Genomic DNA, 12783 nt, shown 5'->3' with positions numbered 1-12783 from the left:
GATATGAGCGTGCAGGGCTTCCATATTCCGCAGGATGTCGCCGAAACCGTGGCGCTCGCCGCCAGACTGGGCAGCGAGGCTTATTTCATTGCCGGCGGCACCGATCTGGTGATCCAGATGCGCCGTGGCCGTCGCAAGCCCGGCCATCTGATCAGCCTGCAGGCATTGGATGGTCTGAAACAGATCGAAAGCGGGGCTGGCCTGGTGTCGCTGGGCGCATTGGTCACCCATAAACAGATCGAAACCGCCTTTGCCGCCGATCCGGTGCTCTATGGCCTGGTGGAAAGCGCGCAAGTGGTGGGCGGCAATCAGGTGCGCCATGCCGGCACCATCGGCGGCAATATCTGCAATGCCTCGCCGGCGGCCGACCTGCTGCCGCAATTGCTCACGCTGGATGCCGAAGTGGTGTTGACCGGTGGTAATGGTCCGCGCCAGGCAAAGCTGGCGGATTTTCTGCTCGGTCCGGGTCGCACCACGCGCTCGGCCGATGAGTTGCTCACGCATATCCGTTTCCGTCGCCCGGCCGGAAAGGCGGCCACCGCTTTTCTCAAGGCCGGCCGTCGCCGTGCCATGGAAATTTCTGTGATCAGCGTGGCCGCCTGCATCGGCCTGTCGCCGGATGGCAGGCTTGAGGATGTGCGGCTGGCCGTGGGCGCGGCTGCGCCGATGGCGTATCGCGCGCATGATGCGGAAATTCTGCTGCAGGGCCACAAACCGGATGAAGACCGCCTGTCGCGCGCCGGCATTCTCGCCGCTTCGGCTGCTGTGCCAATCAGCGATGTGCGAGCCTCGGCCGAACATCGCCGCCGCTTGGTGGCGGCGCTGCTGCCGCGCGCGATCCGGCAATGCCTGCTGCGCATCGAAAAGGCCGCCCAATGAGCCAGCATTCCGTGACCAGATATCCTGTCAGCCTGCAGATCAATGGCGAGCGTTATGATGTCGATGTGGCGCCTGATACATCGCTGTTGGATGTGCTGCGCGATGAATTCGGCCTCACCGGCACCAAAGCCAATTGCCTGGAGGCCGAATGCGGCGTCTGCACCGTATTGCTGGATGGCAAGGCGGTGAATGCTTGCATCACCCTGGCCCTGCAATGCCAGGGCCGGCAGATACTCACTATCGAAGGCCTGGCGCATGGCGGCGAATTGCATCCGCTGCAAACCGCCTTCATCGAATGCGGTGCGGTGCAATGCGGCTATTGCATTCCGGGCATGATCCTCACCGCGAAATCATTGCTGGATACGCAGCCCGATCCCGATGAGGCGGCGATCCGCGAGGGCCTGGCCGGCACGCTTTGCCGTTGCACGGGATACCAGAAGATCGTCGATGCGGTGGCGCATGCGGCACGGCAGATGAATCAGCAGCAGAGTCAGATAAAAACCACAACGACAGGAGATAGGCAATGAAACGGATTTCAATGATCAAGACGGCGGCCATGGCATTGGCTGCCTGTCTGCTGGGCGGCAATCTGCCTGCCCAGGCGCAGGAAAAGCCGCTGGTCTTCATGACCTGGGGCGGCGTGTGGCAGAAAACCTTCACCGATCTGGCGAAGGAATACGAAGCCGCCACCAAGCAGCCGGTTACCGTGATCGCCCAGGGCGCAGGCGAAGCCGGCGTGGCGCGCTTGATTGCGCAGAAGAGCAATCCGGAAGTGGATATCTGGTCCACCAACATGGTGAACTACGAGCGCGCCAAGAAGGAAGGTGTGATCGCACCTATCAACAAGGCAGCGATTCCCAACACCGCGAATATCAACAATTCTCTGGTCTTTTCCCATGGCGTTACCGCCTGGGTGTCGCTGCGCGGCATCTTCTATCGCAAGGATCTGGTGCCGTTCGAGCCCAAGACCTGGGAAGATCTTTGGGATCCGCGCCTGAAGGGCAAGATGGCCGCGCCCGCAGCCAGCTTCGATCCGGGCTATTTCCCCACCATGGCGGCACTGATCTCCGGCGGCAACGAAAAGAACCTGGCGCCAGGTTTTGCCAAGCTGAAGCAACTGCGCCCCAGCGTGGTTACCTTCTATACCAATAACGTGCAGTCGATCCGTCTGCTCGAGGCCGGTGAAGTTGGGTTGGTCGCCTGGGGCATCCTGCCCAATGTGATCAGCTATATCAAACCCGGCAGCAATTACGGCTTCGTGGTGCCGGAAAAGCCGCTGCTGGTGGCTGAAACCCCGATCACCCTGGTGGCCAACAATCCGCGTCAGAAGCAGGCCGAGAAGTTCCTCGACTTCCTGCTATCGGATGCGGCGCAGACCCGCATGGCTGCTGATTTCGGTGCAATGCCGGCCAGCAACAAGGCCAAGGGGCCCGATGTGGTGCAGTCGATCCTGAAGAATCTGGATAACAGCTACGCCATGGATTACGGCCATCTGGCCGCCACCATGTCAGACATCATCAGCCAGTATGACCGCGAGGTCATCCAGTAACTTTCCCGTTCGGTCGAGCGCCACGAAGGAGCCGTCAGCATGACGCAAAAGATCAGAGCATTCCTGCTCGTCAGTCCGGCGATGATTCTGCTGGTCGTCTTCTTCGCGGCGCTCACCACCGTGTTGTCTATGAGTGTGCGCAGTCCGGCGGGGGATTTCACTTTCGCCAATTATATCCGTTTCGTGAATGACACGCATTTCCTCGGCTATCTTTGGCGCTCCATCCGCGTGGCCTGCTATGTCACGCTGGCGGCGCTGATCGCCGGCTATCCTATCGCCTATGTGATGAGCCGGGGTTCGCGGCGTTTTGCCAGTTTCATCACGCTTGCGCTCGCCATCCAGTTTTTCTCGATCTACGTGATCAAGATGTATGGCTGGATGCTGATGCTGGGCAATAATGGCGTGATCAACCGTTTTCTGAAATATATCGGCCTCACCGAAACGCCGGTGCGCTTGATGTATAACGAGCTTGGCGTGGCCATCGGTTTGTTCGCCTCGGCTCTGCCGCTGATGGTGTTTCCGATCAGCTCGGTGCTGCAGAATGTTTCCAGCCGCTATGAAGAGGCTGCCAACGGCCTGGGCGCTACGCCCCTGCAAGCCTTTTTCCGCATCACCCTGCCGCTCAGTGCGCCTGGCGTCGTGGGCGGTGCGGTGCTGGCCTATGTGTTCTGCTTCACGGCCTACCTCACGCCGTCTCTGCTGGGTGGCAGCATCTTCAAGATGATCGGCAATCTGATCTACGATCAGGCCATGGTGGGCTTCAATTACGGTCTTGCCGGTACGGCCGCCGTGGTCACCTTGTTGATGAGCCTGCTGGTTGTGTTCGGTATCAATTCGTTGGGCAACCGCCTGTTGCCGGGAGGCACGCGATGAGCGCGTATGCGAAGGCCGATGGCGCCCGGCGCAAGGATCCGCTTTATCCGATCTTTGCCGGTATCAGCGTTATCGTGCTGCTCTGGGTGGTCGCGCCGCTGATCGTTACATTCTTCAGCGCTTTCAGTTCCACCACCAATGCCAGCTTTCCGCCCGATGGCTTTTCGCTGCGCTGGTTCAGGAATGTGTTCGAGATCGACGAATTCAAGACGCCATTCTACCGCAGCATAGCATTGGCATTGATCTCCGGTATTTGCGCCATGACATTGGGCACGCTCTCAGCCTTGGCGCTCACCAAATACCGCTTTCGCGGCAGCGAAGCGATTGATGCGGTGTTGATGTCGCCGCTGATCGTGCCGCAGGTGATCATCGGCCTGTCATTCCTGATTTTCGTATCGCGCATGCAATTCACCGGGAAATTTGCAGTATTGGTGGTGTTGCATTGCGTGCTCACCCTGCCTTATGCCGTTCGGGTGATCCGCGCCTCGCTCACCCGCGTGGGCCGTTCGCTGGAAGAAGCCGCCGTGGGCCTCGGTGCCTCGCCGCTGAAGGCCTTCTTCCTGGTCACGCTGCCGCAGATCAAGGCCGGCATTTTCGCCGCCAGCTTCTTCTGCTTCGTGATTTCCTTCGATAATTTCACCGCCACGGCGTTTCTGTCGCAAAGCAATTCCACGCTGCCGGTGGAAATCTACTTCTATATCGAAACCCGCGTAGACCCCACCATCTCGGCCATCGCCGCGCTGATGATGCTCGGCACCACGGCTTTCGTGCTGCTGATCGATCGTATGGTCGGGGTGAACAGGATCACCTGACATGTCTGCCAATTACAGGATTGTGGGCAAATCCCATCCGCGTTTCGATGCAGTGGGCAAGGTGACCGGCAAGGCGATCTACGGTACGGATTTTGCCCTTCCCGGCATGCTGCATGGCAAACTCTGCCGTTCCAGCCAGGCCAATGCGCGCATCAAGGCGCTGCATGTGGATGCCGCCCGCCGCATGCCCGGCGTGCGCGCCATCGTTACGGCGGCCGATGTGCCCTGCGAGCGGTATGGGTCCTTCATCAAGGATATGGAGGTTTTCGCCGCTGAGCGCGTGCGTTATATCGGCCAGCCGATAGCCGGTGTGGTGGCGCGCAGCGCCGCCGAGGCCGAGGCCGCCGCGGCAGCCATCGTGGTGGAATACGAAGCGCTGCCGGCGGTGTTCGACCCGGAGGCTGCGTTGGCGCCCGATGCGCCGCGGGTACACGAGGATTTGTTGCAATACAAGGCCATGCCCACGGTGCGGCGCGAAGGCAATATATCCAACCGCGCCCGGCTGATTTACGGCGATGTGGAAGCGGGCTTTGCCCGATCCGATCGCATCTTCACCCATCGCTACAGCACCTGCATGGTGCATCCCGGATATACCGAGCCGCGCGCCGCCGTGGCCACATGGGATAGCGACGGACGCTATACGGTGTGGTCCAACACGCAGTTGCCCTTCGAGGCGCAGAATACCCTGGCCGATATCCTGATGGTGCCGGCTTCCCAGGTGCGGGTGATCTGCACTGTGATCGGCGGCGGCTTCGGCGGCAAGCTGCGGCTGGGCGTGGAGCATTATGTGGCGGTGATGGCCAAGGCCTGCGGCCGGCCGGTGAAGATGGTCACCAGCACGGAAGAGGAGATGACCACCGCCTATCCGCGCCAGCCGGTGATCGTGGAGTTGAAAACCGGCGTCTCCGCCGATGGCCGCATCCTGGCCAAGCAGGGCCGCATCATCGTGGATACCGGCGCCACCTCCGGCTCCGGCGTTGGTGTCGGTTCGTCCTCGGCATTGATCCTGGCCGGTCCCTATCGCATTCCCAATCTGTTGATCGAGGGCCTGGCGGTTTATACCAACAAGACCCCCACCGGCTCGTTCCGCGCACCATCCGGCCCGCAGGCGAATTTCGCCGTGGAAGCGCAGATGGATGCCATCGCCGAGGCAATCGGCCTCGACCCGCTGGAATTCCGCCTGCGCAATATTCTGCGCGATGGCGATGTGGCCCCGAATGGCCAACAGCTCGGCAAGGTCAGTCTGGAGGAATGTTTGCGCAAGGCCGCCGATGCCATCGGCTGGGCGGATCGCAAGCCAGGCCCCTGGCGTGGCAAGGGCATCGCGTGCAGTTGGTGGACCACCACATCGGGGTCGTCGGGCGTGTATGTGAAGGTGGATCCCGATGGCAAGGTGGTGATGAATACCGGCTGCGCCGAAATCGGCACCGGCGCGCTCACCGGCGCGGCCATGGTGCTGGCGGAAGATCTGGGCGTTGCAGTGGATGATATCAGCATCGTGAGTGCCGATAGCACGGCCACGCCGTTCGATTATGGTGCACAAGGCAGCCGCACGGCTTTTGCCGTGGGCAATGCCTGCCGTGCGGCGGTGGTCATCCTGCGTCAGCAGGCGCTGGCTGCTGCGGCCAAGCGCCTGGATGTGGCGGAGGACAAGCTTACCCTGGCCGATGGCAAGGTTTCGGGCGAGGGCAAATCGCTCAGCCTGGCCGATATCGCCCGTGGCCTGCAGCTTTCCGGCGGCGGCCTGATCGCCCATGGCACCTTCATCGCACCGCCTACCATGTATGATGCCAAGCGCAGCGAGAACATGGTGATCACCACGCTCAATTCGCCCAGCTTCCATGCTCATGCCGCCGAAGTATCGGTGGATCCGCAAACCGGCGAGGTGCGGATCGAGGATTATGTGGTGGCGCAGGATGTGGGTTTCGCCATCAATCCGATTTACGTGGAAGGCCAGATCGAAGGCGGCGTGATGCAGGGCCTGGGCCAGGCGCTGTCGGAAGAAATCGTCTACCGCGATGGCCGGGTGCTGAACGCCAATCTCACCGATTACAAGATGCCTACCGCCGTGGATGCGCCGCGCATCCGATCGATCCTGGTGGAATGCCCAAGTGAAAGCGGCCCGTTCGGCGCCAAGGGTGTGGGCGAGCCGCCCGTGATCGAGCCGCCGGCCACCATTGCCAATGCCGTAGCCGCCGCCTGCGGTTGCCGCATTGCCGATCTGCCCATCACGGCGGAAAAAGTTGCAACAGCACTCCAGGCATCGCCCCGAGCATAGCCCCGGGCATCGCCCCGAGCATAGCCCCGGGCATAGCCCCGAGCATAGCCCCGGGCATAGCCCCGAGCATAGCCCCGGGCATAGTCACAACCAGCGAGACACAGATGAAAATCCTGGCATCCGATCTCACCGTTCCTGAAACCTACAAGTTGTTGACCGGTGTGGTGGTGCCGCGCCCGATCGCCTGGATTTCCACGCTGTCGGAGGCAGGGCATGTGAATCTGGCGCCGTTCAGCTGCTTCACGTTCGTATCGAGCGAACCGCCGATGATCGGCGTCAGCATCGGTGGCGGCATGCGCGGCTTGAAGGATACACCTGGCAATATGCGTCGTACCGGCGAATTCGTGGTCAATATCGCCGATGATTCGATGATCCAGCAGGTGCATGCCACATCCTTTGATTTTCCACCCGATGTAAGCGAGGCCGAAAAATTCGGCCTGGCCACCATTCCCAGCGATATCGTCGGTTGCCCACGCTTGCGCGATGTGCCGGTCAGCATGGAATGCCGGTTCTCCACGGCGGCGAAATTCGGGCAGGGCGCTACCGAGTTCTATGTCGGCGAGGTGGTGTGTTTCCATATCCGCGACGAGCTTTATCAAAACGGCAAGGTGCATACCGCGCAGTTGCGCCCGATCTGCCGTATCGCCGGGCCGAATTACGCCACGTTGGGCCCCATCGTCACGCAATCGGCTCCTGGCCATTGGGGGCCGCCCGGCGCGCAATAGTTGCGGTATTGGGTCGAATTATTGCGCCGCAACAAAGGCTTTTGCCTGTTGCGGCGTTTTTCATTTGATGACATAAAAATTTCATGCGAACGTAAAATAACCAAAACAAGCGCCGGATAATTTTCATACGAACTTCGGCGCAGCGTTTCAGGCAAACTGGAACGTTCGGGAAAAGGGAACGTAAGAGTCGTGGCGATTCCGGCGGATGATCGCGCCCGGGCCATCGTGGATCTGGTGCGCCATCAGGGCTTCCAGACCATCGAGGCACTGGCAGGCAGTTTCGGTGTCACGCCGCAAACCGTGCGGCGCGATGTGAATCTGCTTTGCGACCGCGGTTTGCTGCGTCGCCGCCATGGCGGTGTGGAAGCGCCGCCGCGCGAAATCGCCGATGGCCGCAACCTGGCCTATCCGGAACGCAGTATCCTCAATCTGCAGGCCAAGCGTGCCATCGCGGCCGCCGTGGCGGCTGCGGTGCCGGCGGGATCCTCGCTGTTTTTCGGCATCGGCACCACGCCCGAGCAATGTGCGCTGGCGCTGACAGGTCATGCCGGCCTGCGGGCGATGACCAACAACCTGAACGTGGCTTTTGCACTGGCCCGCAATCCCGATACCCAGATCATCCTGGCCGGCGGCGAGATGCGGAATATCGACCGCGATGTGGTGGCCGGCGAGGCGCAGGGCTTTTTCGCGCATTTTGCCGTGGATATCGGCATCTATGGCGTGGGTGGCGTGGCCGAGGATGGCACGTTGCTGGATTTCAGCCAGGAGGAAGTGGCCATGCGCCAAAGCCTGGCGCGCAATTGCCGCCAGCGCTTCCTGGTGCTCGATCATTCCAAATTCGGACGCGGCGCCACGGTGCGCGGTGGCCATGTCTGCGAGGCCAGCATGGTGTTCACCGACCAGCCGCCGCCGCCGGCCATCGCCGCCATGCTGGCCGAGGCCGGCTGCCGCCTGGTGGTGGCCGATCTGTCCGTTCTTTCGTCTGTTGCGCAACCGACCCATCCTCAAGTCCAACCCGACAGGAGAGTCCAATCATGATGAAACGTCTCGTTATTGCAGCCACGCTCGGCATCGCCGCGCTTGGCAGCCTGCCGCAGGATGCCGCCGCGCAGGCCCGCGCCATCTGCTATAATTGCCCGCCGGAATGGGCCGATTGGGGCTCTCAGCTCAAGACCATCCAATCCAAGCTTGGCATCCAGGTGCCGCCGGATAACAAGAATTCCGGCCAGGCCATCGCGGCGCTGATCGCCGAAAAGAACAACCCGGTGGCCGATGTCACCTATCTTGGCGGCATTGCCGCCGATCCGGCCAAGGATGCCGGTGTGCTCACCCCCTACAAGCCGCAGGGCTGGGACAAGATTCCCGCCAGCCTGAAGGATGCCGATGGCTATTGGTTCACCATCCACTCCGGCACGCTCGGCCTGTTCGTCAACAAGCAGGCTTTGCGCGGCAAGCCGGTGCCGCAAAGCTGGGCCGATCTGCTGAAGCCCGATTACAAGGGCATGGTGGGCTATCTCGATCCCACTTCGGCCGCCGTGGGCCAGCTTGGCGTGATGGCGGTGAATCTCGCGCTGGGCGGTTCTTACGAGAATCTCGACAAGGCCATCGACTTCTACAAGAAGCTGGCCAAGAACGATCCCATCGTGCCTAAGCAGACCTCCTATGCCCGCGTGATCTCCGGCGAAATCCCGATCCTGCTGGATTACGATTTCAACGCCTATCGCGGCCAGTATACCGACAAGGCGCCGGTGCAATTCGTGATCCCCAGCGAAGGCTCGGTGGTGTTCCCTTACGTGATGGGCCTGGTCAACAAGGGCCCGAATGCCGAAAACGGCAAGAAGGTGCTGGATTTCGTGCTGTCGGATGACAGCCAGGCGATGTGGGGCAATGCCTTCCTGCGCCCGGTCTTCGCCGACAAGCTGTCGGCCGAAGCCAAGGCCAAGTTCCTGCCCGATGCCGAATATGCCCGCGCCAAGCCGATCGACTTGAAGAAACTTGCCGCCGCGCAGAAGAGCATCATCGACCGCTACAAGAACGAAGTGAACTGAAGCCTGTCAGGCGGCGGCATAATGCTGCCGCCTGATCCTTCCTTCCTGCCCGGATTGATACCCGTATGGCGCTGCGACGCGAAAATTCCCTGCTGATTGCCCTGCTGTTGCCGGCGGGGATTTTCTTTTGCGCTTTCTTCCTGCTGCCGCTGGTGCGCCTGTTCCTGATCGGCGGCGAGGGCAAGCTGGGCTATGCGGCCTATGCCGCCATCGTCACCGACCGCAATTATTTCCGCAGCCTGGTCTCCACCCTGGTGCTGGCTGCCGGCACCACGGTGATTACCCTGATAATCTCCGGCATTGCCGGCGTGTTCCTGCAGCGCCACAGCTTTCGCGGCAACGCCGTGCTGGTTTCCATGCTCACCTTTCCGCTGGCCTTTCCCGGCGTGGTGATCGGCTTCATGGTGATCATGCTGGCTGGCCGCCAGGGCCTGATCGGCGATATCACGCTGGCGCTTACCGGCGAGAAGCTGGTTTTCGCGTATTCGATGGCCGGTCTGCTGATGGGTTATGTGTATTTCTCGATTCCGCGCACCATCCTAACGGTGATGGCGGCGGCTGAAAAACTCGATCCCAAGCTTGAGGAAGCGGCCCGCAGCCTGGGCGCCTCGCCCTGGCGGGTGGTGCTGGATGTGATCATTCCTGGCCTGAAGCCCGCTTTCCTGGCAGCCGGCGCGATCTGTTTCGCCACCGCCGTGGGTGCTTTCGGCACCGCCTTCACATTGGCCACCCGCATCAATGTGCTGCCGATGGTGATCTATACCGAATTCACGCTCCAGGCCAACATGGCCATGGCGGCGGCCTTGAGCTTCGTGCTGGGTGCGGTCACTTGGATCGTGCTGGCCATCGCGCGGCAATTCGCCGGCGGCACTGTTGCGGCGGCAGGGTGATGGCCATGCAGCGCAAACCCCTGTTCTGGCTGCAGCTTGCCTTCACGCTTTCGGTCTGCGTGTTCCTGGTGGTGCCGGTGGTGCTGTCGGCTTTGGCCGGCCTCACGGTGAATTACCAGACCGGCCTGTCGTCCGGCCTGACATTCCGCTGGGTGATTGAGGTCTGGTCCGGTTATCGCGACACCATCTTCCGCTCCATCGGCATTTCGCTGGCCTGTCTGGCGGTAACATTGGTGCTGGGGATTCCGGCCGCCTATGCACTGGCCAAGAAGCAGAACGGGTTTACCCGTGCGCTGGAGGAATTGCTGGTGATGCCGGTGGCCGTGCCTGGCCTGGCCACCGCGCTGGCGCTGATCGTGATGTATGGCGGTGCCGGCGGTTTCCGCACCTCCTGGCTGTTCATCCTGGTGGGCCATGTGCTGTTCACCTTGCCCTTCATGGTGCGTTCGGTGTTGGCGGTGCTGCTGGCCATTGATCTCAAGACATTGGAAGAGGGCGCTGCCTCGCTTGGCGCCGGTTTCATCCAGCGTTTCACCCATATCGTGCTGCCGAATTGCCGCGCCGGCATCGTTGCCGGTTCGCTGATGGTGGTTACGCTCTCCATGGGCGAATTCAATATGACCTGGCTTTTGCACACGCCCTTCACCAAAACCCTGCCGGTGGGGCTGGCCGATGCCTATGCCTCGCTGCGGCTGGAAATCGGCAGCGCCTATACCCTGGTGTTTTTCGTGATGATCGTGCCGTTGCTGATCGCCATGCAGGCAGTGGCACAGAAGCCGAAACAGACCTTCAAGACCGACGAGGAATGAATGCAGCCCGTATCGATCCGTCTTAGCCGCTGCGGCAAAACCTTCCCCGACGGCACCCGCGCGCTGGAGCCGCTGGATCTGGACATCGGCGCCGGCGAAACCATGGTATTCCTCGGCCCGTCGGGCTGCGGCAAAACCACCACCTTGCGCATCATCGCCGGGCTGGAAGCGCCCGATGAAGGCGGCAGCGTCACCTTCGATGGCGTGGATGTCACGCCGTTGCCGATCGAGAAGCGCAATGTGGGTATGGTCTTCCAATCCTATGCACTGTTTCCCAATATGAGCGTGGCCGAGAATATCGGTTATGGCCTGCGCATCCGTAAGCGCCCGGCAACCGCAATCCGCCAGCGCGTGGGCGAGTTGCTGGAGATGATGCGGATCAGCCCGCTGGCAGATCGTCGCATCGATCAGCTATCCGGCGGCCAGCGTCAGCGTGTGGCCTTGGCGCGCGCCCTGGCCGCCGAGCCGCGCGCCCTGCTGCTGGACGAACCGCTCACCGCGCTGGATGCCAAGCTGCGCGATGTGCTGCGGCTGGAAATCGATGGCCTGCTGCGGCGCTTAGGAATCACGGCGATCTATGTCACCCATGATCAGGCCGAGGCAATGGCGCTGGGCGACAGGATTCTCGTGATGGATCACGGCAAGGTGGCGCAGATCGGCAGTCCGCGCGATATCTACCAGCGCCCGGCCTCGCGCTATGTGGCCGAATTCATCGGCACCATGAACCGCTTGAGCGGCCAGCCGGAATCCGGCGGCTTTCGCACCGCCGGCGGTCTGCTGCCCTGGGCGGCCGCTCCGCATGCCGCGCGCGAAGCCTGGTTCCGGCCCGAGGATACCGCGCTGGCCGATGCCGCTTCGGCGCCGCTATCGGGCAGTATCGATGCCGCTTTCTTCCTGGGCGACCGCACGCGGCTTTTCGTCAGCATCGGCAACGACAAACCGCTGGTGGTGGAAACCGCCGAGCGTCGCGAATTCCGCATCGGCGAAACCGTCGGCTTGCAGGTGGATGCCAGCCGCATTCTCGCATTGTAAGGATCGGATCGCCCCATGCTGATCTGCCAGATCACCGATACCCATATCAAACTGCCGGGCAAGCTTGCCTACAAGAAGGTGGATACCGCCGATATGCTGCGCGTCTGCGTGGCTGAAATCCAGCGGTTGGATCCGCAACCCGATCTGATCGTGCTGACCGGCGATCTGGTCGATCTCGGTCGGCCTGAGGAATACCAGCATCTGCAAGGCATCCTGGCGCCGCTGAAACAGCCGCTTTACGTGGTGCCGGGCAATCACGATGCGCGCGACCCGATGCGCCAGGCCTTTGCTGCCGGACGCTATCTACCGGCCAGCGGTTTCCTGCATTATGCCGTGGAAGAATGGCCTTTGCGCATCATCGGCCTGGATACCATCATTCCCGGCCAGGGCGGCGGCGAGCTTTGCGCTGAACGCCTGGCCTGGCTGGATCGCACGCTGGCGGAACAGCCGGATACGCCCAGCCTGATCCTGATGCATCACCCGCCATTCCCCACCGGCATCGGGCATATGGACAAGATCGGCCTGATCGGTCGCGAGGGCTTCGCCCAGGTGATGGCCCGCCATCCGCAGGTGGAGCTGGTGCTCTGCGGCCATCTGCACCGGGTGATCCATGCCCGGGTGGGCGGCCGCCCGGTGCTGACTTGCCCCAGCCCGGCGCATCAGGTGGCACTGGACCTGCACGATGATGCCCCCAGCCAGTTCCGCATGGAACCGCCGGGTTTCATGCTGCATCGTTGGCGCGACGGCATGCTGGTCAGCCATGTGGCGGCGATCGGCGATTATCCCGGCCCGTTCCCGTTCTTCGATGCCGCCGGCAATCTGATCGATTAAAAAAAGATTTTTTCTCGAAAAATCGAAATTCAAATAACCGCCCAAGTAACGGACGGC

The 12783-nt window shown here is 61.8% G+C and carries 13 protein-coding genes; all 13 read left to right on the top strand.

Annotated features, from left to right (window positions below; all coding sequences use genetic code 11):
• Window positions 1-3: 3 nt before the first annotated feature.
• Complete coding sequence (locus KF827_RS03695; protein WP_291000285.1) at window positions 4-879, top strand: xanthine dehydrogenase family protein subunit M; 876 nt, start codon at window positions 4-6, stop codon at window positions 877-879.
• Between the two features lie 11 nt (window positions 880-890).
• Window positions 891-1406 carry a (2Fe-2S)-binding protein gene (locus tag KF827_RS03690; protein WP_291000282.1) on the top strand — a complete coding sequence of 172 codons (516 nt, stop codon included), beginning with the start codon at window positions 891-893 and terminating at the stop codon, window positions 1404-1406.
• Window positions 1403-2428: an extracellular solute-binding protein gene (locus tag KF827_RS03685; protein ID WP_291000279.1), complete on the top strand. Its 1026-nt coding sequence runs from the start codon at window positions 1403-1405 to the stop codon at window positions 2426-2428. The genes KF827_RS03690 and KF827_RS03685 overlap by 4 nt, the downstream gene beginning before the upstream one ends.
• Window positions 2429-2467: 39 nt before the next feature.
• Window positions 2468-3301 carry an ABC transporter permease gene (locus KF827_RS03680; protein ID WP_291000276.1) on the top strand — a complete coding sequence of 278 codons (834 nt, stop codon included), beginning with the start codon at window positions 2468-2470 and terminating at the stop codon, window positions 3299-3301.
• Window positions 3298-4113: an ABC transporter permease gene (locus KF827_RS03675; RefSeq protein WP_291000273.1), complete on the top strand. Its 816-nt coding sequence runs from the start codon at window positions 3298-3300 to the stop codon at window positions 4111-4113. The genes KF827_RS03680 and KF827_RS03675 overlap by 4 nt, the downstream gene beginning before the upstream one ends.
• 1 nt (window position 4114) lies before the next feature.
• Window positions 4115-6391, top strand: a complete 2277-nt coding sequence (locus KF827_RS03670) for a xanthine dehydrogenase family protein molybdopterin-binding subunit (protein ID WP_291000268.1) — start codon at window positions 4115-4117, stop codon at window positions 6389-6391.
• A gap of 104 nt (window positions 6392-6495) precedes the next feature.
• Window positions 6496-7116: a flavin reductase family protein gene (locus KF827_RS03665; RefSeq protein ID WP_291000265.1), complete on the top strand. Its 621-nt coding sequence runs from the start codon at window positions 6496-6498 to the stop codon at window positions 7114-7116.
• Window positions 7117-7305: 189 nt separating this feature from the next.
• Window positions 7306-8154 carry a DeoR/GlpR family DNA-binding transcription regulator gene (locus tag KF827_RS03660; protein WP_291000263.1) on the top strand — a complete coding sequence of 283 codons (849 nt, stop codon included), beginning with the start codon at window positions 7306-7308 and terminating at the stop codon, window positions 8152-8154.
• Entirely contained in the window at window positions 8151-9164 is a 1014-nt protein-coding gene (locus tag KF827_RS03655) for an extracellular solute-binding protein (protein ID WP_291000260.1), read from the top strand. Before KF827_RS03660 ends, KF827_RS03655 begins: the two co-directional genes overlap by 4 nt.
• 65 nt (window positions 9165-9229) lie before the next feature.
• Window positions 9230-10054, top strand: a complete 825-nt coding sequence (locus KF827_RS03650) for an ABC transporter permease (RefSeq protein WP_291000257.1) — start codon at window positions 9230-9232, stop codon at window positions 10052-10054.
• 5 nt (window positions 10055-10059) lie between these two features.
• Window positions 10060-10863 carry an ABC transporter permease gene (locus KF827_RS03645; protein ID WP_291000254.1) on the top strand — a complete coding sequence of 268 codons (804 nt, stop codon included), beginning with the start codon at window positions 10060-10062 and terminating at the stop codon, window positions 10861-10863.
• The gene (locus tag KF827_RS03640) at window positions 10864-11895 is read left to right on the top strand and encodes an ABC transporter ATP-binding protein (RefSeq protein ID WP_291000249.1); all 1032 of its coding nucleotides are present in this window, start codon (window positions 10864-10866) and stop codon (window positions 11893-11895) included. It begins immediately after the preceding gene.
• Between the two features lie 15 nt (window positions 11896-11910).
• Window positions 11911-12726: a phosphodiesterase gene (locus tag KF827_RS03635; protein ID WP_291000246.1), complete on the top strand. Its 816-nt coding sequence runs from the start codon at window positions 11911-11913 to the stop codon at window positions 12724-12726.
• Window positions 12727-12783: the final 57 nt, after the last annotated feature.

This window comes from Ferrovibrio sp. (assembly GCF_019636075.1).
Lineage (GTDB): Bacteria > Pseudomonadota > Alphaproteobacteria > Ferrovibrionales > Ferrovibrionaceae > Ferrovibrio.
This window is presented reverse-complemented; position numbering and strand designations above follow the sequence as displayed.